Annotated in this window: 19 protein-coding genes and 1 pseudogene; 6 read left to right on the top strand and 14 right to left on the bottom strand. The window is 36.1% G+C overall.

Annotation, left to right across the window (positions count from 1 at the left end; all coding sequences use genetic code 11):
• Positions 1–363 precede the first annotated feature (363 nt).
• On the top strand, positions 364–669 hold the full coding sequence (locus P700755_RS01210; protein WP_015022929.1) for a GIY-YIG nuclease family protein: 306 nt from the start codon (positions 364–366) through the stop codon (positions 667–669).
• 1,711 nt (positions 670–2,380) lie between these two features.
• Here P700755_RS01210 and P700755_RS01200 read toward each other — a convergent pair.
• The 12 genes from P700755_RS01200 to P700755_RS01145 all read right to left on the bottom strand — a co-directional run bounded on the left by P700755_RS01200 (position 2,381) and on the right by P700755_RS01145 (position 12,547).
• Positions 2,381–3,844: an aminoacyl-histidine dipeptidase gene (locus P700755_RS01200; RefSeq protein WP_015022927.1), complete on the bottom strand. Its 1,464-nt coding sequence runs from the start codon at positions 3,842–3,844 to the stop codon at positions 2,381–2,383.
• Positions 3,845–4,396: 552 nt separating this feature from the next.
• Positions 4,397–4,888, bottom strand: coding sequence for a DoxX family protein (locus P700755_RS01195; protein WP_015022926.1), 492 nt, complete (start codon positions 4,886–4,888; stop codon positions 4,397–4,399).
• Positions 4,889–5,748: 860 nt separating this feature from the next.
• The gene (locus P700755_RS01190; RefSeq protein ID WP_015022925.1) at positions 5,749–6,225 is read right to left on the bottom strand and encodes a DUF6155 family protein; all 477 of its coding nucleotides are present in this window, start codon (positions 6,223–6,225) and stop codon (positions 5,749–5,751) included.
• A 236-nt stretch (positions 6,226–6,461) separates the two neighbouring features.
• The gene (locus tag P700755_RS01185; RefSeq protein ID WP_015022924.1) at positions 6,462–6,701 is read right to left on the bottom strand and encodes a hypothetical protein; all 240 of its coding nucleotides are present in this window, start codon (positions 6,699–6,701) and stop codon (positions 6,462–6,464) included.
• 498 nt (positions 6,702–7,199) lie between these two features.
• A complete protein-coding gene (locus tag P700755_RS01180; RefSeq protein WP_157609234.1) occupies positions 7,200–8,102 on the bottom strand; it encodes a type II toxin-antitoxin system HipA family toxin in 903 nt (300 codons plus the stop codon).
• An 83-nt stretch (positions 8,103–8,185) separates the two neighbouring features.
• A complete protein-coding gene (locus P700755_RS01175) occupies positions 8,186–8,509 on the bottom strand; it encodes a HipA N-terminal domain-containing protein (protein ID WP_015022921.1) in 324 nt (107 codons plus the stop codon).
• Positions 8,509–8,715 (bottom strand): helix-turn-helix domain-containing protein, encoded by a 207-nt coding sequence (locus P700755_RS01170; RefSeq protein ID WP_157609233.1) that lies wholly within the window; start codon positions 8,713–8,715, stop codon positions 8,509–8,511. The genes P700755_RS01175 and P700755_RS01170 overlap by 1 nt, the downstream gene beginning before the upstream one ends.
• Before the next feature lie 492 nt (positions 8,716–9,207).
• Positions 9,208–9,432: a hypothetical protein gene (locus tag P700755_RS01165; RefSeq protein ID WP_015022918.1), complete on the bottom strand. Its 225-nt coding sequence runs from the start codon at positions 9,430–9,432 to the stop codon at positions 9,208–9,210.
• 213 nt (positions 9,433–9,645) lie between these two features.
• Positions 9,646–10,041 carry a helix-turn-helix domain-containing protein gene (locus P700755_RS01160; protein WP_015022917.1) on the bottom strand — a complete coding sequence of 132 codons (396 nt, stop codon included), beginning with the start codon at positions 10,039–10,041 and terminating at the stop codon, positions 9,646–9,648.
• A gap of 4 nt (positions 10,042–10,045) precedes the next feature.
• Positions 10,046–10,234, bottom strand: coding sequence for a type II toxin-antitoxin system HicA family toxin (locus P700755_RS01155; RefSeq protein ID WP_015022916.1), 189 nt, complete (start codon positions 10,232–10,234; stop codon positions 10,046–10,048).
• An 84-nt stretch (positions 10,235–10,318) separates the two neighbouring features.
• The gene (locus tag P700755_RS18570; protein WP_051007915.1) at positions 10,319–10,675 is read right to left on the bottom strand and encodes a TolB family protein; all 357 of its coding nucleotides are present in this window, start codon (positions 10,673–10,675) and stop codon (positions 10,319–10,321) included.
• Positions 10,676–11,794: 1,119 nt separating this feature from the next.
• A complete protein-coding gene (locus tag P700755_RS01145; RefSeq protein ID WP_015022915.1) occupies positions 11,795–12,547 on the bottom strand; it encodes an SDR family NAD(P)-dependent oxidoreductase in 753 nt (250 codons plus the stop codon).
• Positions 12,548–12,649: 102 nt separating this feature from the next.
• On the opposite strand from P700755_RS01145, the gene P700755_RS01140 reads away from it, so the two are divergent.
• The 3 genes from P700755_RS01140 to P700755_RS01130 all read left to right on the top strand — a co-directional run bounded on the left by P700755_RS01140 (position 12,650) and on the right by P700755_RS01130 (position 16,007).
• A complete protein-coding gene (locus P700755_RS01140; protein ID WP_015022914.1) occupies positions 12,650–13,597 on the top strand; it encodes a calcium/sodium antiporter in 948 nt (315 codons plus the stop codon).
• A gap of 83 nt (positions 13,598–13,680) precedes the next feature.
• Positions 13,681–14,787, top strand: a complete 1,107-nt coding sequence (locus tag P700755_RS01135; protein WP_015022913.1) for a DUF2891 domain-containing protein — start codon at positions 13,681–13,683, stop codon at positions 14,785–14,787.
• Positions 14,784–16,007: an Nramp family divalent metal transporter gene (locus tag P700755_RS01130; RefSeq protein ID WP_015022912.1), complete on the top strand. Its 1,224-nt coding sequence runs from the start codon at positions 14,784–14,786 to the stop codon at positions 16,005–16,007. The genes P700755_RS01135 and P700755_RS01130 overlap by 4 nt, the downstream gene beginning before the upstream one ends.
• A 68-nt stretch (positions 16,008–16,075) precedes the next feature.
• On the opposite strand, the gene P700755_RS01125 is transcribed toward P700755_RS01130, so the two are convergent.
• Positions 16,076–16,642 carry a type 2 periplasmic-binding domain-containing protein gene (locus tag P700755_RS01125; RefSeq protein WP_015022911.1) on the bottom strand — a complete coding sequence of 189 codons (567 nt, stop codon included), beginning with the start codon at positions 16,640–16,642 and terminating at the stop codon, positions 16,076–16,078.
• A 727-nt stretch (positions 16,643–17,369) separates the two neighbouring features.
• Between P700755_RS01125 and P700755_RS18965 the strand changes: the two are divergent.
• Both P700755_RS18965 and ggt read left to right on the top strand, forming a co-directional pair.
• Positions 17,370–18,618 (top strand): annotated as a pseudogene (locus P700755_RS18965) (IS4 family transposase).
• 172 nt (positions 18,619–18,790) lie between these two features.
• A complete protein-coding gene (gene ggt, locus P700755_RS01110; protein ID WP_015022910.1) occupies positions 18,791–20,527 on the top strand; it encodes a gamma-glutamyltransferase in 1,737 nt (578 codons plus the stop codon).
• 123 nt (positions 20,528–20,650) lie between these two features.
• On the opposite strand, the gene P700755_RS01105 is transcribed toward ggt, so the two are convergent.
• Positions 20,651–21,412 (bottom strand): hypothetical protein, encoded by a 762-nt coding sequence (locus tag P700755_RS01105; protein WP_041758100.1) that lies wholly within the window; start codon positions 21,410–21,412, stop codon positions 20,651–20,653.
• Positions 21,413–21,635 lie beyond the last annotated feature (223 nt).

Raw genomic sequence — 21,635 nt, 5'->3', positions numbered from 1 at the left:
GAATGACAGCGGCGTTTTGTCATTCCGACAGAGAAGTTTTTTTGCTTCGACGAGGAATCTTTTTGTTTTCGACAGTCAAAGATTCTTCAGTCGCGAAAAGCTCTTTCAGAATGACAGCGGCGTGTTGTCATTCCGATAGAGAAGTTTTTTGCTTCGACGAGGAATCTTTTATTCCAACAAGGAACCTTTATGATTTAGATAGAAAGAGATTCTTCAGTCGCGAAAAGCTCCTTCAGAATGACAGTAGCATTTTGTCATTCCGATGCTAGAATGAATCTTTTGTCATTCCGACAGAGAAGTCTTTTACTTCGACGAGGAATCTTTTCATTACTTTAGATAAACTTGTTTCTATAAGTCAGTAAAATGAAAACACTTGGGACACACAATTATTACGTTTATATCCTTACAAATAAAAACAAAAGGGTGCTTTATACAGGTGTTACAAACGACTTGCAAGCAAGGCTTTACTACCATATAAATCCAAACGCACTTTCAAAAGCGTTTACTACCAAATACAAATGTTATTTTTTGATTTATTACAAACATTTTTATGATATTAATCAAGCAATTGCTAGGGAAAAGCAAATTAAAGGGTATCGTAGATCAAAAAAAGAAACATTAATTAATAATATTAATCCAGAGTGGGAGTTTTTGAACGATAAGATTTAATCCACTTTCAAAAGGAAAGATTCTTCAGTCGTCAAAAGCTCCTTCAGAATGACAATGGCTCGTTGTCATTCCGACAGAGAAGTTTTTTACTTCGACGAGGAATCTGTTTGTCATTCCGACAGAGAAGCTGTTTTTGCTTCGACGAGGAATCTTTTTGTTTTCGATAGGTAAAGATTCTTCAGTCGCGAAAAGCTCCTTCAGAATGACAGCAGCGTGTTGTCATTCCGAAGGAGAAGTTTTTACTTCGACGAGGAATCTCGTTGTCATTCCGACAGAGAAGTTTTTTGCTTTGACGAGGAATCTACTTGTCATTCCGACAGAGAAGTATTTTTTTCTTCGACGAGGAATCTTTTGTCATTCCAACAGAGAAGTTTTTTGCTTCGACGAAGAATCTTTTTGTTTCAACAAGGAATCTTTATGTTTAGAAAATGGGATTCTTCAATCGCCAAATGGGTCCTTCAAAATGACACTTACGAAATGTCATTCCGACAGAGAAGTTTTTTACTTCAACGAGGAATCTTTTTCTCATTCCGACAGAGAAATTTTTTGCTTCGACGAGGAATCTTTTATTCCAACAAGGAACCTTTATGATTTAGATAGAAAGAGATTCTTCAGTCGCTAAATAGCTTCTTCAGAATGACAATGGCTCGTTGTCATTCCGGTAGAGAAGCTGTTTTTGCTTCGATTAGGAATCGAAAAGGAGAAATTCTTCAGTCGCTAAATAGCTCCTTCAGAATGACAGTGGCGTTTTGTCATTCCGACAGAGAAGTTTTTGCTTCGACGAGGAATCTTTATGCTTAAGATAGGGATAGATTCTTCAGTCGCAAAATGCTCTTTCAGAATGACACTTTCGAAATGTCATTCCGACAGAGAAGTTTTTTTCTTCGACGAGGAATCTCTTTCTCATTCCGACAGAGAAGTTTTTTTCTTCGACGAGGAATCTTTTTTTCAACACGTAACCTTTATGTTTTCGACAGGCAAAGATTCTTCAGTCGCGAAAAAGCTCCTTCAGAATGACAGCGGCGTTTTGTCATTCCGACAGAGAAGTTTTTTGCTTCGACGAGGAATCTTTATGCTTTTGATAGGGATAGATTCTTCAGTCGCGAAAAGCTCCTTCAGAATGACAGCGGCGTTTTGTCATTCCGACAGAGAAGTTTTTTGCTTCGACGAGGAATCTCTTTGTTTTCGACAGTCAAAGATTCTTCAGTCGCGAAAAGCTCTTTCAGAATGACAGCGGCGTGTTGTCATTCCGATAGAGAAGCTGTTTTTGCTTCGACGAGGAATCTCCTTGTCATTCCGGCAGAGAAGCTGTTTTTGCTTCGACGAGGAATCTATATGCTTTTCGAAAAGGAGAGATTCTTCAGTCGTCAAAAACTCCTTCAGAATGACAGCGGCGTTTTGTCATTCCGACAGAGAAGCTGTTTTTGCTTCGACGAGGAATCTCTTTGTTTTCGATAGGCAAAGATTCTTCAGTCGGGAAAAGCTCCTTCAGAATGACAGCAGCGTGTTGTCATTCCGATAGAGAAGCAGTTTTTGCTTCGACGAGGAATCTTTTATTCCAACAAGGAACCTTTATGCTTTAGATAGAGAGATTCTTCAGTCGTCAAAAACTCCTTCAGAATGACATTAGTGTGTTGTCATTCCAACTAAAAAATCCTGTTCCACTACTTAGGAACAGGATTTTTTATACTAGAAAGTTATGTCCTTATAGTTAATCTTTTTTCGGGATTTGTTTTAGAACTTCTTGAGTTAGTTTCCAAAACTTCTGAGTACTAGATATGCTTGCGCGTTCGTCTGGAGAATGGGCACCACGAATAGTTGGGCCAAAGGAAATCATATCCATCTTAGGATAGTGGCTTCCCAAAATTCCACATTCCAAACCAGCGTGACACGCCGCTACATTTGCTTTTTCATGGTTTAAGTCTTGGTAAATTCGATCAACAATTTTGAGGATGTCCGAGTCGGGATTAGGTGTCCAGCCTGGATAATCTCCGGAAAGTTCGACCTGAAATCCTGCAAGGTCAAAGGCAGAAGATAGTGAATTAACTAGATCATCTTTGGAAGAGTCGACAGAAGAGCGCGTTAAGCACAAGATTTCTATCTTACCATCGGCAACGGAAATTCTAGCGATATTGTTGGAGGTTTCTACCAGACCATCGATATCTGGACTCATTCTATACACTCCATTATGGGCGGCATAGATTGATTTTAAAAAAGCATCTTGCACATCGCTACTCATAATTTTTTTAGGCAGTTCAGTTTCCTCTAAGTGAAACGCCATCTGAGGCTCTAGGGTCTTATATTCTTCTTGGACCGTCTTAAATAAACTCTCCAAGGTGTCATCGAATTCTTTTTTATGTCTCTTATTTATGATGAGTGTTGAATGACTCTCCCTAGGAATGGCATTACGAAGACCACCGCCTTCTATACTTGCCATACGAGAACTAACAGTGATGTAGGCTGTATAAAGAATACGATTCATCAGCACATTTGCATTTGCAAGTCCTTTGATGATATCCATACCCGAGTGCCCACCTTGTAAGCCATTAATGGTAATAGAGTAGGCGATAGCGTCTTCTGGGATAGACTCTTCGATATAAAATCGCGTGGCGGTAAGGTCGACGCCTCCAGCACATCCAATTCCAATTTCATCATCTTCCTCGGTGTCTAGATTGAGAAGAATGTCACCTTTAAGAATAGAATCGTCAAGTTCTTTAGCACCAGTCATACCCGTTTCTTCATCTATAGTAAATAAAGCTTCTAAAGCTGGATGTGGAACATCTTGACTTTCCAAAATCGCCATGATGGTTGCTACTCCTAGGCCGTTATCAGCACCTAGAGTGGTTCCATCGGCTTTTACCCAATCACCATCTACATGCATACGGATACCTTCGGTAGAAAAATCGAAGTTAGTTGCATTATTTTTTTGGTGTACCATATCCAAATGTGACTGCAAAACTGTTGTTTTACGATCTTCCATTCCTTTGGTTGCTGATTTTTTGATGATCACATTACCAATTTTGTCGGTTTGGGTATCGAGTCCGAGTCGTTTGCCAAAGTCAAGCACAAATTGAATCACTTGCTCTTCTTTGTTAGATGCTCTCGGAACAGCATTCAGTTCTGAAAAATTTTTCCAAATAGCTTTGGGCTCCAAGTCTTTTATAGATGTACTCATGCTTAAATTTTAATTTGTGGCAAAGTTATGAAGCTTGATTCAATACGGATGGTAAGGAAGTGATAAATTTGCATCAAGGATTAAGGCCTTTTCAATTTTAATCTTAGAAGATTACCCAATTTATTAGCTTAATTTGGTATTGTAGGTAATTTTATACTTTTTATCTGTTATTCAATAATTTTAAGTCTGCACCTGTTCTCATATCTCGGCTTGACGTAGCTATTGATATATCTTTAAAAACAATACTATACTTTTTTCTTGTTTTCGTTTTTTTACTTGAGCATTATAAAATGTTTAAGCCTTTTTAGAAATAAGGTTTTTTTGATTTTTGTCCACTAACTAATTTATAGAAAGATCAATTACGTGGAGCATATATAAAGTCAATAAACGGATTATAATTCACTGCTTAATCATTTTTGATAAGCGCAGAATACCATTTTTTTTGGTTTTTACTGATAAGGGTTTTGAAAGATGAATATTTAGAAAAAGGATATCTCTTCGTTAAAACCCGTTGGTCTCACCGTTGGTTTAGGCTTAATTAAGCCTAAACTGTTATTTGTATTTTATCTCCTGTTTTTTTTGTCTGTTAATTTCACCACCAAGAACCAAGGCAGCTGAAATAATTATTAAATTTTTAATGATGTATTGCCCTTCTAAAGTAGGAAGTAAAATATTATTTGATTGAAAAGTTACTAAAGGAAGAAAAACTAAAGGCATAAAGGTTCCTACCATCTGGGTCAGTAAAAGGATAATTGCTAATCTTGTTGTTTTTTTAAAGAGAAAGCAAATCCCAATAACCACTTCCCACCAGCCAATAATTATCAACCAATTTTCTGGAGAGCCGAAGGGAAGCCATGCTACGGTTGCCTTTAACAAACCTTCCGCGGGTGAAAGATGTAGTGGTTTTAACAGTCCAAACCAAATAAATATGATACCAAATGATAGGCGAATTGCAATGCTGCTCGAGTTTTTCATAACCTTTATAGCTCCCTCATCTAACTTGCCAATGATTTCTCCGCTAAATTTTTTGATAATTTCTTTCATGATTAATTTTAGAATTTTAAGTTCAGGAACTGTTGTTTTAATTAAAGATAACGTCTAGCATATGAAACGTGGTATACAAATAGACGCTAACTTTTTGGATTATGCATGAACTGAATTTTAACTTTTTGTTTTTTAACTTTTCATTTTTAAAAGTCAAATTAAATATTTGGCGGTCTTTGCAAATAAGCACAAACCTTTCGACTTAGTACTTTTTAGCTATGTCTTATACCACAGTACGTCTTAAGTTTGATTAATAAATAAAGCACTTAGTTTTATTTATTAATCAGAAAGAACAAAAGAGAGAATTAAGGTTGCTTTACACCTAGAGACTATGATCTCGTCAATCCCTAAGCCTATGGAAAAGTGCTCTCTCTTTTCTACACAGATTTTGTATTTCTGATATCTATCGGCAATATGAGGCTTTTAGACCTTAATTTTAAGCCTGTACTAAGCTTGTCTTAGTAATGTTGAAACTCATGTAGATTGTCCTTTCAAAAACGTCATAATTTATTATTTATCTGTAGTTTTAATACTTGTTGTATCTGCAGGTAGTCAGTTAAAACAAGGCTTTAGGGATCTTCATGAAAGAATAGTAGCGCAAAGGAAAGAGTAAAAAATTAGCATTAATTGACGAAGCCAACAAGCTACACAACCATTGTTTTGCTATCGCAAAATCGGGTAAGCCTTATGATGAAATGTACTTTTTCCTTTTACCTAGATAGGTAAAAGGAAAACACAACAAAGAAACTCAAAAAATCACAAATGTGAATCTCTAAGTCTAGAGTAACAGGACTTCAAGATTAATGGAGAAAAGTGTTGTTTTTTACCTCAGTTCTTTGTTAGCCATTGGCTTTCATCCGCTAATAATCTAATTCAATTCCATATTCACTTGCTTTTGAAGACAACACTATTAATTTATTGTTATACTTATCTTGCATTCCAAGTTCGGAAATCCCATTTATCGCGTTGTCAAACATTTTTTCTATCGCGATATAATAATTCTCGTCCCAATATCCTAAATCTTTGATAATTTCTAAACAACAACTTACGTAATGCAATTCTAATTCCACGTTTAATTCCGTGATTTTCATTTTTCGAACTGTCCGAATTATTTTTCGTGCTTCGGTTTCGCGTAAGTCCATGTTTCTGCCATTAGGGTAAATATATTTTTGAATCTGTTTTTTATACTTTTCGGCAAGTTCTTTAATGTCTCCAGTTGCGAAAATATCCAAGTAGTTTTTGGCTTCGGGTACTTTTTTATATAATTCTGAAATCAGTTTAATAATTTCAGTCTTTTCCATTTTGGTCAGTTCTCTTTTTAATCCATTTAAAGCCATTTTTAAGTTCTATTTTCAGTTTGTGTTTGCTTCCAAAGTGATGCATATGGTTAGCTGAGTGATTAAGTAACTAAATTAGTAAACAAATACGGACTAGATAAAATTCCAGCGGAATTTTCCAGATAATCATTCGCCAAAGCAATTGATTATCCATCGCATTGTTGGGGTTATTTATTAATTCTCTTCAATAAATCGTTTGCTAATTCATCTTTCTCACAAACTATATTTTTCCCCTTTTAACTCATTTGATAAGTTTTTTTATCACTACTTTCTAAGTATTTTTGAATTCCATCTAATTCTTGGATTGCTTCGGATTTTGTATCGTACAGTGCTAAAACCTTTTGACTGCCAAAAAAACTATTTTGAACAATAATACCCACTATGGCAAACTTTTTTTTTCCTCCTAAATTTTTGGTCAAGGAAAAATTACCAACCTGTAACAGCTGTTCTTTATCTTGTGTTCTTATCCACATCATATATTTATTTTATAATTTGTATTCATCTGAATGAGTTAATCTGATCAATCTTTTATGCTTTTTTAATTATAATGTCATTATCATCAGAACTTTATTACTATTCTAATTGAATGCAAATTTAAAGCTCTTGAAAGAGGCGTACAATTACCCTCAATTTCTTATTTTTTTAATTTAGAATTTATTTTTTTCTAAACCGTTTTTAATGAAGTCCAACACTATCTTAAAAAACGCAAAACTCTTAGCTTGGTTATGTTTTTTAGCGATTGTTGTAAGTTGGTTTTTATTCTATTTCTGGTATTCTCAACTTCAAAAAAAATCTTCTTTATCTCTTCTGTTTAAGAAACTTTATTGGTTCACTCATCTCGCCTTTTTACTTTTCATTTAATCTAAGCTTATCAAAGAATACGTGAAATTGTGAATTGTTGATTTGTGATCCTTTTCCTTATTTTTTAATAGACTAATTTTACTTTTTTTTACCACAGTACTTAGCTTTATGCCTCACTTTTTAAGCCTTTTCAATCTTGTTTGATATGCTTGTGCATAATTTCGCATTGTTTTTTCATTTAGGAATGATGCGTTAATCAGATTTTCAACTTCTTCTGATTTTGAAAGTAGATTATCAAAAATATCATCTTTTTGCCTCTTATTAAGTCCAGCTTTATCAGCCAATAAATTTAGTTGAATCCATACATTTTCTTCTGCTATGTTTTTTGGTACTAGCCCATCATCTAATGCAAAATCTGAATCTTCTATATGTATACCAGTATTAAGTAAATCATAGGCAGGACTCAATCGATAATCACCTAAAGGTGTCTCTAATAGGGAGAAATTTTTAAAATGAGCATCACCATTTGAAAACAAATAATTAAAGACAATTAATGTAAACAATTTGGGAGCCTCTAGCTTGTAAGCAGGTAAATAGTCTTTCATCAATTGGAACATTTCTAAATAGTTACCTAAATATTTATAATTCTCTCCATGTGTTTGGGGAGTACGACTTGCTAACGAAGCAAAGTCTTCTATAGCTAATTTGGAGCCATCGTCTTTAACATCAAATCTTTGTGTTATGTATGCAGGTTTACCATTTTTAAAAAAAATCAATGCATTTTCAGCAGTTTCAATAGTGAAAACTTGTCTAGCTATCTGCATTGTAAGATGTTCATTAGCTGGCATCTGATTAATATTTTTACCAGCATTTGGAATAGATTTAAGAATATATCCACCTCGTTCACCTTCTTCAATAAGCCGAAGCTTATTTTTCTCAAGTAATACTGAAAACTTTTCCTGTACACCTGATATTGAGATTCGTTTTCTATTTTCAATAAAAAGATCGTCAGTTGTTTCATTACTTGAAGGTGACTCATATGGAAGAATATGATTTACTTTACGACCATTAAACATTCTTCTTAAACATGTTCTACTATATGTTTTATGACCCTTAGTTAGAGTTCCAGGACAATATTCTATAGTTCTTAGACTCATACTTAATTTACTTTCTTTACTGTAACGGCACCAATCGTATCATAACGAGCTGTAATAAGGAGTAAACTAAAATAATCGTTAGTGTCAATTCGCATATGCTTGCAAACAACTTGTTTATTTGTTCCTTCGGGAAGCATGTTGTAGAAAAAGGGAAATAAATAATCCGATTCATACTTAGTGTTACTTTTTGGTAATGTCAAACTTATTGAAGATTTGCTAGTGTCAGCCATCCATATATCGTTATACTCATATACAAAATGACCACTATCCAGTTGAGTTAGTAAGCCAGCTTTTTCGCCTTTAAAGTGTATTTCAGCTTGTCTCATTATTTAAGTTTTTGAAAATTCTTAACCTGAAGAATTACTTCCATACCTAATACATCTGCAACTTTAGTCAATGTTTCTAAAGTAGGATTTGCTTGTCCTCTTTCAATTTTATAAAGAGTGTTAACACTTATATCAGCAAGTTCAGCGACTTGTGGCTGCGTAACTCGAAGTGTTTTTCTTCGCTCTTTTACACTTTTCCCTACCATTTTTATAACTCTATAATGTGATTTTAATATAAATATATGGAAAACAAACATATAATGCGTCTAAAATCATATTTTAGTGTGATATATGGGTGTATTTTGTTTAAGAGGAGTGAAATACCGCTAAATATCACATTGTAATGTGATATTTAGCGGTATTTAATTTTAATATAATATTCAGAGTAGGGCATTCAAAATGGGAATAACAACACAAATTGTGATATCCTCATTTTGTTTAAAGTATAGATTTAATGATTTTTATTGCCTTAAAAGTCTCAGCATTTAAACATGCTGTAATGTTTTTGTCGATTCTGAATTAGTATCTGAAGAGTCAACACAGGTCGCCGTTATCAGGATAGTTCCTATTGTCAGGATTAATGATTTCATATTGCTTGTATTTTAATAATAAGTGCCGGCGTCATGGCTAAAAAGTCTTGCTTATCCGCAGGGTTATTTTTAGGTTTTGTTGGCGTGTCGTTTTTTATAATTTTCTTGTTATGGTACAATGTCATAATTTGTATTGCTATTATTATTTAAGATTTTACTCATCAATTTTTGTCCAAGTTTACCAGCATTTTTGGGGGTGGCATTGATTTCAAGTCTAAGTACTACGATTTTCGCATTTTCCAATGTCGATAAATCCGCTAAATTCAGCTTTGTTTGAGAACTTAAAATAGTTGATAAAAAACTAATTAAAATGATTGCAAAGTTCTTTCTCATAATTTTCCTAACGTCCAAGCTATGCGTAGTGTGGGAGATGGGAAGCAACTCCTATTCCGCCATAGCGCTTAGCGAAATCTTTCAGTTTTATTTTTTCTTATATAAAGCGGAATCTAAAAAATTTCGCAACCATATAAATATACGCAAACCATTGTTTTTTTACCTTAGTCCACATTACGCATGGTTTTGTTGTAGCAACTTTTTTCCAGAATCTTATGTAGTCTGCAACAGATTAATTCCAGAAAGTTCCTGTCCGATTTGGTGAATTCCACTCAATATTTTTTCTGTCTGTTTTGCAGATGGTTTTTTATGTCCCTGCACATATTGGGATAGTAATGTTTCGTTCATACCAATTTTCTCTGCAAGAAATTTGGCGTTAATTACTTTGTAGAATTTGAAAAACTGCTTAAAATCGATTTCAAATTTGATGTTGCTATGTTCAAATTTTACAATCTCTTCTTCAAAATGCAGTTCGGTTCCCTCGTAAGTGTTGTTAATCAGTTCAGGAATTGATTTTCCAGTCGTAAAAATTGGATAATCTTCTGAAAATGCTGAAAATCCAGTATCGGTTTTTTCAACGGTCATTGTTATTTTTTTCTTTTTGGCCATAATCTTATTTTTTAATTCCAGCGTCCTTGAGAATTTTCTTTTCCAATCCCTTACCCATTTCCTGACTTCCGAGATTTGGAAAGATGATTATTCCCTCTTTCGTCTCGTATCTCATTTTTAGGTGCGAACCTTTTTGGGAAACCGCATACCAACCGTGTTTTGTCAGTACTCGGTAGAGTTGAGAACATTTCATTCAGTTTTCACTTTGATTTCAAGACCCAGAGGTAAACTATAATTTACTTTTTTACAAATGGAATTTAAATGCTAAAATGGATTTTTAGCATTTGCTGCACCGCGTTAGTGGCTTTTTATTTCTTACTATCAGGATACTTATAAGATACAAAAGTAAATTTATCCCCATCAGCTGACCAAGAAGGAACATTGATTGTTCCTTGTCCAACTTTACACTCAAATAAAGTTTTAGTTTTTTTGACTTAATGTCATAAAGCCTTAAAGCCACTTTCTTCATAGCGGGATGATCATGCCCTAAATCTTCTAGATAGGCGAGAAAAACAATAACATCACCGTTAGGAGAAGGATGAGGGAACCAATTTGAATATGTATCATCTGTTATTAGTATTTGATCATTTCCATCTGTTAGCATACGCCATAGCTCCATACGTCCAGACTTCATTGAGTTGTAATAAATATAGTTTGCATCAGAGGAATAATCTGGGCCATCTACATTATCCTTTGGAGAAGCTAATTTTTTCTCTTCTCCACCTGCTACAGAAATAATGAAGATATCAAAATTTCCATTTCTAAATCCAATATAGATCAGTTCTTCATCGTTTGGTGACTACCCATGCCAAAATGAAAGGGCTTTGTTAGTGATAGGTCTTGGAATTCCACCCGAGTAAGGCAATACATAGATATCTGAAGATCGCCAATCTATGTTATCAAAAATCATCCAATCGCTTTCTTTAGTTATATCATGCGCTCTGAAATTGCTTATAACTATTTGAGATCCATCGGGGAAATACCATGATCATTATTAATCATATTAGCAAAGCCAATATTGATTTCAGATTTCACTTTTGTAGTGATATTCATCTTCAATAATCTTCCTTCGCTATTAATAATAACATGATTTCCATCTTCACTTCAATTAGGTGCTTCAAGATGACTCTCTTCAATGAAAACTATTGTTCTCGTTTTAGTTTCTAAATCATATATTACTAATGATGACTGAACCTGCGAATATCCAAAAAAGCTATTAAAAATAAAAAAAGGAGTAGTACTAAATTTTACATAGTTTCATATTTTACTGTTTTCTCATCGGGCTAAATTGCCACCAAGGGTTTAGCTATACTTAGTGCGGAGGCAAGAAAACTTTTCGTTTTCATCTGATCACTTAGCCAAAACTTTTTATTTTGATTTATTTTCCTTATGTCCAAATCAAAATAAAGCATTAGACCAATTAAACCTATAATATCGCCATAAATCATTTTACCGAAACGAATTCGGCACAGGCTTTTTTCACCTGCTTTTCATCAAAAATAATTAGCGTGACTGAGGCTACGCTAATTATTTTTAACTTCAATTCATCCAAAAACCTGCGATCAGTGAGGTCGTCGTATAATTCAATTTATTTTTACGACATTTAAATGCCAAATTGGTATAAATTATAGTTGAATTTGTCTTTTAAAGTTAACGACCTCTTTAGATTCCAACATAAGGCCAACGCCAAGTTAGAAGCTAGTGATATCGTAGAACTTTGAAGCTCACTTATCCCAAAATCAAAAGAAAATGCTTAGCTTTTTTTTATCATTGTGCTACTAGCCTGAGCAGTTGGCATCACCACCAAATCGGCGATGTTGACGTGATAAGGACGAGTCACCGTAAACCAAATGATATCTGCAATATCCTCGGGTTGCAAGGCTTTAAAACGCTTGTAAACCTGGTCGGCACGCTCATCGTCTCCTTTGAATCTGACTTTGCTAAACTCGGTTTCTACCAAGCCTGGATTGATGGCACCTACTCGAATACCATGCTCGCATAAGTCCATACGCATCCCTTGGTTGATGGCGTCCACGGCATGTTTGCTTGCGCAATATATATTGCCTTTGGGATAGACTTCCTTACCTGCAGTCGAGCCAATATTGATAATGTGACCGTTTTTGTTTTTGATCATAGTTTGGATGATAGGCTTAGACACATAAAGCAGACCTTTGACGTTGATATCTATCATGGCATCCCAGTCTGCAGTATCCCCATCTTGGATAAAGTCTAAACCGTGTGCATTACCAGCATTATTGATAAGGATGCTGATATCTTGAAAGTCTGGAGGCAAGCTTTCTATCGCTTGTTGAACGGCAGGCTGATCTCTGACATCAAAAGAAAGGGTCGTCACTTCGGTATGGGCAGATAATTCTTCTTGTAGGGCTTTAAGCCGATCTTCCCGTCTGCCGCAAAGAATGAGTTTGAATTTCTCTTTAGAAAATCTATGGGCAGTGGCTAGGCCAATGCCGCTTGTGGCTCCTGTTATAAAGGCTATAGGTGTCATATATTTTTTGGGTTAAAGATAGGAATTCTTTGTAAAGATTTTGGGTGAAACTCGAACAACAGATTGTAATTGCTTTTACATTTGTTCTATAAATTGACCTGTATGATTGTGGCTTTACTTTGGATTATTCTGGGCTTTGTCCTTCTCATTTTTGGAGCAGATGCTTTGGTGAAAGGGGCTTCGGCTTTAGCTAAACGCCTTAAAATGTCCGATCTGGCTATTGGTTTGACCATTGTGGCTTTTGGAACATCAGCCCCTGAGTTGGTGGTGAGTTCGGCGGCTTCCTTAAATCAACAATCCGACTTGATTTTGGGCAATGTGATAGGGAGTAACAACTTCAACTTGTTTATTACTCTGGGTTTGGTAGCCCTCCTTAAACCTATTACCGTTCAAAAAGGAATGGTCTGGATCGAGATCCCTATTTCTCTAGGGGTAGTTGCTATTCTTTTTGTTCTCTCCAATGCACTATTGGGAGCTGAGGTAGCCTCGGTCTCCAGAGTAGATGCTCTACTGTTGTTGGTCTTATTTGCTGGCTTTATGTTTTATATTTATAAAGGCTTAGCAAAAGAGTCTTCTGAAGATATTCCACCTGAAAAGATCTACCCCACTATCAAAATGATAAGCTTTATGGTACTCGGCCTCGGCGGTTTGGTTTTGGGCGGACATTTGGTGGTCACTAGCGCTACCGACATAGCAATGAGTTTTGGAGTGAGTGATAAAGTAATAGGGCTCACTATTGTGGCGGCGGGGACTTCTTTGCCAGAGCTTGTCACTTCAGTTGTTGCAGCCCTTAAAAACAATGCTGATATCGCCATTGGCAATGTCATAGGCTCTAATATTTTTAATGTGCTGCTTATAGTTCCTATTTCCGCCTTGATTCATCCTATAGCCTATAATTCCTCCTTCAACTTAGATCTATTTGTGTTGCTAGGCGGTAGCGTTTTCTTGTTTATAGCTATGTTTATGGGAAAAGCTAAACGTCTGGATAGGTGGGAAGCTTTGGTGCTTATCTTTAGTTTTGTAGGGTATACTCTGTATATGCTTTTTTGATAAGGTGTTTTTACTTAAAGCCTAGATTTATTCTATGAAAGGTATTCTACTTCAATTTATTATCTTGGCCATAAAAACGGCTTATGAAGTTTATTTGGATATCTATTCTTTCTATAACCTTATGGAGTTGCCAAGATTCTCCAAAACAAGAGGGTGGAAGTAAATCTCCTTTTGAGAATAAAAATTTTATTGAATTTAGCATCGCCGAGGCCGAAAAGTTAGTGGAACTCCCTTTGGAGTGCATCACTCAAGAGTTTCCAAATAAGTTAGGCCAAGTTTTGGGTTCTGAAGATGATTTAGCAAGGCCTAAAGAATTACGCCCTGCCTTTTATGGCTGTTTCGATTGGCATTCTGCAGTGCATAGCCAGTGGTCGCTTGTAAAATTGCTAAAACAGTTCCCAGAGCTTAAGCAAGGAGACTCCATCCGATCTGCCCTTTCTGAACGCCTCACTAAGGAAAACATAGAAAAAGAAATAGAATTCTTTGAAACTGAACATAATAAAAATTTTGAAAGAACTTACGGTTGGGCGTGGTTGTTTACTCTTGCTAAAGAACTGAAGACCTGGGAAGATCCTCAAGCTAAGGTCTGGTTAAACACTATAATGCCATTGGTAGAGGTGTTGGAAACTAAAATGATTGAGTTTTTGCCTAAGCTTGTTTATCCGGTACGAGTAGGGGAGCACCCCAATACTGCTTTTGCCTTGTCACTCACTTTAGATTATGCAGAGACTTTTGAAAAGGCTGAGATTAAAGCCCTAATTATTAAGCGTTCTAAAGATTTTTACCTAAAGGATAGAGGCTGTCCCTTAACTTGGGAACCTAGTGGCTATGATTTTCTGTCGCCTTGTCTTGAGGAAGTTTCTTTGATGAGTAAGATTCTACCAGAACAGGAATTTGAGTCTCGGGCTAGAGCTTTTATGCCAAGTCTATTCTCAAAATACTTTAGTCTTGAGGTCGCTGAGGTGAGCGATAGGAGTGATGGCAAGTTGGTGCATCTGGAGGGTTTAAACTTTAGTCGAGCTTGGAATTTATACAAATTAGCCAATCGGTATGAAGCTTTGTATCATCTTAAAACTACTGGTGATAAGCATTTTGTAAAGGCCTATCCTCATCTTTTTGGAGATACTTACGAGGGGTCACATTGGTTAGGGACTTTTGCTTTATATGCCCTAGACAAACGCCCAGAATGATTAAACGTCTTTCAAAATACTTTGGTCCTGGCACTTTTGTGGCTGCTGCCTTTATAGGTCCCGGGACTATTACCATCTGTTCCATTGCAGGGGTGACGTTTGGGATGGATTTGATTTGGGCATTAGCATTGTCTATACTTGCCACGATCGTTTTACAAAATATGTCTGCTCGGGTAGGTTTGGTAACTCAAAAAGATCTGGGAACGGCTATGCGGCATGTGGTAAAGCATCCTTTACTAAAAGGAATTCTAATGCTTTTGGTGGTTCTTGCTATTGTTTTTGGAAATGCAGCTTATGAAGCAGGAAACATAAGTGGAGCTGTGATGGGCTTCTCCGTCATCTATGCAGACACCCAAATCCATTTTGGTAATTTCCAAGTGGATTATTTGCCAGTTGTCATTGGAACCATTTGCTTTTTTATTCTGAATTTGAATTCTTATAAAAAAATTGAAAGCATCTTAATAGTATTGGTCGTGTTGATGAGTCTATCTTTTTTGGCAACCGCAGTCATAACCCAACCAGATTATACAGCTTTACTAAAAGGATTGGTTTTATTTAAAATGCCTTCAGAATCTTTAACCACTCTTTTGGCGATAGTGGGAACCACGATTGTTCCGTATAATTTGTTTTTACACTCGTCTATTGTTCAGGAAAAATGGAAGGGTCTAAAAGGATTAAAGTCAGCCCGATGGGATTCGGCTATAGCTATAGGTCTCGGAGGTTTAGTTTCCATAGCGGTGGTCGTTGCCGCTTCCAGGTTACCTAAGCAGGAGTTGCTTTCTATTTTGGATATGGCAGAAACACTCGAGCCCTTGTATGGGATTTATGCTAAGTATCTATTGGGCTTTGGTATGTTTGCGGCAGGGATTACTTCAACATTAACCGCCGCTTTGGCAGCAGCTTATGTTTTAAGAGGATGTTTGGGTTGGAAGGTGAGCACCTCCCATCCAAAATTTAAATGGACGTGGAGAGGTATCCTTTTTCTCGGCGTTTTCTTTTCGTCTTTGGGGATCAATCCGATTCAACTCATCCAAATCGCCCAAGTGAGCAATGCGATTTTACTGCCCTTTATCGCCGTTTTACTTTTGGTGATAGTCTCCAACCAAAAGTTGATGGGAGAACATAAAAACACTTGGATTCAAAACTTAGTAGGCCTTCTGATTATCTTGTTTTGCCTGTTTTTGAGTTTAAAGAGTTTTTTTATGATGTTTAACGGGTAGAAGGTTTTATAAACTTTAGATTTTATCAGTAGCAAAGTTTTTTATCTAAAGTAAATTAGATATACCCACTAAAGACTTAATGATTTTAAATCTGGCTTCAAATCAGCAAACTCATCGGGAATTAATGGATTATTTAGGGATATTATTTTTCTGTGTTTTAAATTCAAATCCTCAATTAAAAGCTTGTAATAAGAATCAAAAATACCACTTAAGACTCCATTATTTTCTATATTTTCTAGACCTTTTTCAACACGCACGGCTAATTGCGGTTGTTCGGGATTGATATAAAACACCAAAGGGAACGGATAAAAAAACATCAGGCTATTTTCTATGCTTAAGTCAGCGTGTTGAGAAGCTCTGTTTTTAAAAATGCTTTCCACTTCATTTGCACCAAAAGTAGTGTAGTCAAATTCTCCAGATACTAGCCTATTAAAAACGTCATCAAAACTCCCTTTTTCACTTACTTTAAATTCGTTAGTTCTAAAAATATCGGCATCGCTCCATGTTTCTGGAATACCTAGCGTTAGCTGTTTTATGTCTTTTGAATTTGCCTCTTTAAACTTAAAGGTATCCTTGTCTTTAATTATAAGAATGCGATACCCCAATAAATTTCTAGCAAGGGGTTTAGAAATCATAAGGATATCTTCAGGCTTAAACTTCTGGTTACCGGCAATAGTGACTAGGAGATCATGATTTTTTTTACTAAAAGCAAGCGATTCCTCTTTTCCGGGATAGTCAGCTCGACTTTCTGAAATTTCCCAAGGTCCAAATTCTAAAGTTGTAGCCTCAAGAACAGCTTCTAGAACTTCCCTTTCATAATCTTGTCTAATCTCTGACCGGTTGCCATTCCAGAAATCAACAGTTAAGATATCTATTTTAGAGTGAGTGTGTTTTATCAGAACTAGAGAGTTTTAATACCAAATTATATTTATAATGCCGTATGAATAAATTGAATTATACTACGACGTAGCTCAGCACAAGTTTTTTGATTGATTGAAATCAAAAATAACTAGCATAGCCTTAGCTACGGTAATTATTTTTGATGAAAAGCAGGCTAAAAAGAAACGATTTATTGCGTCATTATAGGTCTAATTTGGTATAAAATGAATAGTTAGGAGAATAAGCATCGTGGAATACATATAAGAAAGATTGATTTTAGCGTGTTTTAATTTTTTACAAAGTAAGCCTAATGTTTAACATTAAAAAAATGAAGGAATCTTCTAAACTAAATTTTTCATTCAATTTATTTCATTTTTACTCCAAAGATAATCTAACATAAAAATACACTAGCATCCGAAAGTCGGGATTTTAAAAAGCCCTCAGAATCACGTATTTTTGAGTTCTACCAAAAACTTTTCAAATATGGGACTCTTCAGGCGAAACAAAAATAACAATAAACTAGTCATTCGACAAATTTTAGATTTAGTACCCCATTGGTTATTTAGAAGTTGCACCAATACCTACAAAACAGATAAAGGTGTTCATAAATATAGAACTTACGACCAGTTTGTTGCTTTAACTTTCGGACAGCTTAATAAGTGCAAGAGCCTCAATGATATATCAGCAGGTATTGGAGTTAGCGAGATTTTTATAAACGACTTAGGTTTAAGCCAAAGCCCTGCTCGTTCTACAATGAGCGATGGCAATAAAAAGCGTGACTGGCAGGTGTTTGAGAGCTTGTATTATCGTTTATTAAGTCACTATAAATCGGTGCTAAAACAGCATCACAACACCCATATTATAGAAGAGATTAAGGGCAAGGTAGTTAAACTAATAGATAGCTCAACGATTTCACTGTGTTTGGCTATGTTTGATTGGGCAGTCCCGATCGCTATCGGGACGGACAGCTAAAGGAGGTATTAAATTGCACACTAGTTGGGATTATAATTTAATGATACCCGATGTAGTAAATATAACAGAAGCAAAGGTTCATGACAGATATGGATTAAAGCAACTAATTTTCACTAAAGACACGATTATAGTTGAAGACAGAGCTTATTTCGATTTTGAATTAATGCTCAATAGAATAAAAGCAGAAAATGTATTTGTTACTAGAATTAAGTCCAACACTTTGTATGAAACGATAGAAGAGCTAGAGCTTGCTGATGATGTTGACCAACATATTCTTAAAGATGAAATAATACAACTTACCTCAGATAGGGCGATAGAAACGGGTATTTCAGAGCATAAACTAAGATTGGTACATGTTTATAAAGAAGATGAAAACAAAGTAATTGCCATTATTACCAACCAACTTGATTGGGAATACAATACCATTGCAGCATTGTATAAGAAACGTTGGGATATTGAATTGTTCTTTAAAGCTTTAAAGCAAAATCTACAAGTAAAAACATTCTGGGGAACCAGTGAAAATGCAGTAAAATCACAAATATATGTAGCGCTGATAAATTATCTACTTTTAGAGCTTATAAAACGAACTATTTCCAAAAAAGCAGTTGCTTTTTCTAATTTGACAGAAAAAGTGAGATTTTGCTTGTATCACTACCTATCACTAGACTATGTGTGCAATGAAGTCAGAGAAGGTGTTCGTAAAGTGACGATTTCACCACAAAAAGTATTAGTGTTAGAGAGGGACTTATTTTCTGGGTAAAGTGAGCTTTTTAATGTAAACATTGGGGTAGAGACATGTTTTTTACTTCTTTCTAAAAACTTTCGGACGCTAGTGATAAAAATAGAAAAAAGGTATCAGCTCTAGAATTTATAAATTGACAATTAGATTTACGTTAAAAATTTATTGCTTTATATTTAAAAAAATTAATCTTATGAATCCATATCTCAAACCCCTAAGTCTATTAACAACTCTACTGATCCTAATAACTTACCATACTTATGCTCAAGGCGATAGGGAAGCTGATGGGCTTAATTTTGCGTCAAGATCTGAAGTTATAGGACAAAATGGGATGGTAGCGACAAGTCATCCTTTAGCCACTCAAATTGGATTGGATATTTTAAAGCAAGGTGGCAACGCTATAGATGCGGCGATAGCTGCAAATGCCGCTACAGGCCTTATGGAACCGACAGGGAACGGCATTGGAGGTGATTTATTTGCTATTGTCTGGCATGAGAAAACTCAAAAGCTCTATGCTTTAAATGCCAGTGGGCGTTCACCTTTGGGCTTGTCTTATGACGATCTACTAAAAGAATTAGATGAAATCGACGAGGAAAGTATTCCTCCTTATCATTTACTTTCTATCTCTGTGCCAGGCGCTGTAGATGGTTGGTTTGAGTTGCATAAAAAATTTGGCTCTCTACCGATGGAAGAAATTCTCAAATCTCCAATTCACTATGCTGAAAATGGATTTCCTGTAACAGAAGCTATTTCTGCTGGATGGAGGCGTAGTGTCCCCTTTTTAAAAACTCAGCCAGGAGCTTTTGAAAGCACATTCACTATTGACGGTCGTGGCCCTCACAAAGGTGAAATCTTTAAGAATCCCGATCTTGGAAGCACGCTAAGAGTGTTGGCGAAAAAGGGAAGAGATGCTTTTTATAATGGCGAGATCGCAATAAAGATAGATAAATGGATGGTAAAAAATAAGGGCTATCTACGCTATACAGATTTTGAAAATCACCGTTCTGAATGGGTGGAACCTGTTACAACCAACTACAGAGGTTATGACGTTTATCAAGTTGGGGGGAATGTCCAAGGAACAGCCGTTTTACAAATGCTGAATATTTTGGAAGGCTATGATTTGAAGTCTATGGGGTATGGTACAGTAGAAACCTTACATGCTTTTATAGAAACCAAAAAGCTGGTTTACGAAGACAGAGCCAAGCATTACGCAGATCCTGATTTCCAAGAGGTGCCTTATGATGTTTTGCTCTCAAAAGAATATGCCGCTGAACGTAGAAAGCTGATTGGTGAAACCGCAATGAAAGATGTTAGCACTGGTGTTGAGGTCATTGAAAATGGAGACACTGTGTATTTGACCACTGCTGATAGTGAAGGCAATATGGTGTCTTTAATACAAAGTAATTTTAGAGGGATGGGAACTGGTTTTGTAGTACCTGGGCTTGGATTTAGCTTTCAAAACCGTGGTGAATTGTTTTCTACCGACTCCAAGCACCCTAATGTATATGCCCTGGGAAAGCGTCCTTTTCACACGATTATACCAGGGTTTGTGATGAAAGATGGCAAGCCGTTTTTTAGCTATGGAAACATGGGAGGGGCTTATCAACCCATAGGACATATCAGTATATTAACCAATATCATTGATTTTGAAATGAATGTACAAGAGGCCGGTGATGCAGCACGATGGGATCATTCAGGATCATCGGAACCTACAGGGAAACTCACGGACAAATTGAGTACCACTGGTCAAGTGAACTTAGAGTCTGGAATTCCTTACGAAGTTGTGCGTCAACTTAGGGCAAAAGGACACAAAGTAGAAGTGGGAAATAGCTTCTTTGGAAGGTACCAAGGTATTATGCGCGATTATGAAAACGGAGTGTATTTAGGTGCTTCAGAATCTAGAGTGGATGGCCAAGCAGCTGGTTACTAGACTTATGGTCTCTAGTTTAATCTTGCTACGATTTGTATACTATTGCAGGACAGAAGAAAGCGAAATCAAAAAATAGATTCCGTTTTTTGAGGATTCCTTACAAAAGCTTATTTCAAGATTATTTTATTTAATGATCACTGAAGTCTGATCAAGCCCTGTGTTGCCAGTTTTGGGATCATAGGCATAGATACTGATGTGATAAATCCCTTCTTCTAAGGAGGTAGTTGCGGAAAAAGTGCTCTGTTTATCTGCAAATTTAAGTTCAACTTCTGTTCTGTTTCCGGTATCGCTCTGGATCAATGCTTTTACCTCGTAGTGATTGGCATCCCAGATTCCGTCTGGGGAAGTGGGGCAGCCGCACATCATGACCACATTTGCTTTAAGCACTAGTTCACCGCCGGCGTAAATGCCTTCATGCGTCTGTGGACTCAGAATATCGACCACAAAACCTGGAATATCCAGAACAAGACCTTCGCCTTCTATATTCTTACCCGGAATGAGCCATAATTGGGTAGAACTAAGCACTGCGGCCTGTTTTTTGAGCACTGGTGCATAGGCTTCAACGGTTACAAAAACGGGTTCTTTTAGGTCTAAATTGGCAGTAAAGCCGGCTGTTTTATCATCTGTCATTGACTCACCACGTTTAAGCGGGGTTTTCATGATTTTTTCGGTATCACCAGTGCTTCCAGATGTGATTCCTTCGGCCAAAATTTCCCCGGTACTGGCGTTCTTTATGATAATTTGTGCACCGCCAATAGAAGTGCCTATAAATTTGGCATCTTTCGCTTTAGCGCGAACGGTTATTGAAGTAGTCTGAGCAAAAACTGAAGGAAATGACATAAAAATGCTAATTATCAAGCTAAAAATGGAAACTTTTTTGATCATTGTTTTCTAAGATAATATATTGAAAAAAAGGAAATAGAGCATGGTGTAATTCCTTAAAAATTCGTTAAACCATGAACGTTATTTATTATTCCTATGCCATCATAAGCCCTTAACGATCAACCGCCATCTTGGCCAGTAAGAAGCATTCTAGAAATAAGCAAAATCAAGTAATGCGGGAGGAAAAGGTAGGTCCTTCCATCTGAAAATCCAGATACTTATATAT

The sequence above is a fragment of the Psychroflexus torquis ATCC 700755 genome (assembly GCF_000153485.2).
GTDB classification, from domain to species: Bacteria; Bacteroidota; Bacteroidia; order Flavobacteriales; family Flavobacteriaceae; genus Psychroflexus; species Psychroflexus torquis.
Note: the sequence above shows the minus strand (reverse complement) of the source record. Positions and strands in the feature narration are given on the sequence as shown.

Coding starts and splice junctions, on each gene's coding strand:
- P700755_RS01200 (WP_015022927.1), bottom strand. CDS start 3,844: ATGAGTACATCTATAAAAGACTTGGAGCCCAAAGCTATTTGGAAAAAT.
- P700755_RS01105 (WP_041758100.1), bottom strand. CDS start 21,412: ATGATCAAAAAAGTTTCCATTTTTAGCTTGATAATTAGCATTTTTATG.
- P700755_RS01185 (WP_015022924.1), bottom strand. CDS start 6,701: ATGATGTGGATAAGAACACAAGATAAAGAACAGCTGTTACAGGTTGGT.
- P700755_RS18570 (WP_051007915.1), bottom strand. CDS start 10,675: ATGAAGTCTGGACGTATGGAGCTATGGCGTATGCTAACAGATGGAAAT.
- ggt (WP_015022910.1), top strand. CDS start 18,791: ATGAATCCATATCTCAAACCCCTAAGTCTATTAACAACTCTACTGATC.
- P700755_RS01195 (WP_015022926.1), bottom strand. CDS start 4,888: ATGAAAGAAATTATCAAAAAATTTAGCGGAGAAATCATTGGCAAGTTA.
- P700755_RS01160 (WP_015022917.1), bottom strand. CDS start 10,041: ATGGCCAAAAAGAAAAAAATAACAATGACCGTTGAAAAAACCGATACT.
- P700755_RS01125 (WP_015022911.1), bottom strand. CDS start 16,642: ATGATTTCTAAACCCCTTGCTAGAAATTTATTGGGGTATCGCATTCTT.
- P700755_RS01180 (WP_157609234.1), bottom strand. CDS start 8,102: ATGTTTAATGGTCGTAAAGTAAATCATATTCTTCCATATGAGTCACCT.
- P700755_RS01135 (WP_015022913.1), top strand. CDS start 13,681: ATGAAGTTTATTTGGATATCTATTCTTTCTATAACCTTATGGAGTTGC.
- P700755_RS01210 (WP_015022929.1), top strand. CDS start 364: ATGAAAACACTTGGGACACACAATTATTACGTTTATATCCTTACAAAT.
- P700755_RS01170 (WP_157609233.1), bottom strand. CDS start 8,715: ATGGTAGGGAAAAGTGTAAAAGAGCGAAGAAAAACACTTCGAGTTACG.
- P700755_RS01140 (WP_015022914.1), top strand. CDS start 12,650: ATGATTGTGGCTTTACTTTGGATTATTCTGGGCTTTGTCCTTCTCATT.
- P700755_RS01155 (WP_015022916.1), bottom strand. CDS start 10,234: ATGAAATGTTCTCAACTCTACCGAGTACTGACAAAACACGGTTGGTAT.
- P700755_RS01175 (WP_015022921.1), bottom strand. CDS start 8,509: ATGAGACAAGCTGAAATACACTTTAAAGGCGAAAAAGCTGGCTTACTA.
- P700755_RS01165 (WP_015022918.1), bottom strand. CDS start 9,432: ATGAGAAAGAACTTTGCAATCATTTTAATTAGTTTTTTATCAACTATT.
- P700755_RS01190 (WP_015022925.1), bottom strand. CDS start 6,225: ATGGCTTTAAATGGATTAAAAAGAGAACTGACCAAAATGGAAAAGACT.
- P700755_RS01145 (WP_015022915.1), bottom strand. CDS start 12,547: ATGACACCTATAGCCTTTATAACAGGAGCCACAAGCGGCATTGGCCTA.
- P700755_RS01130 (WP_015022912.1), top strand. CDS start 14,784: ATGATTAAACGTCTTTCAAAATACTTTGGTCCTGGCACTTTTGTGGCT.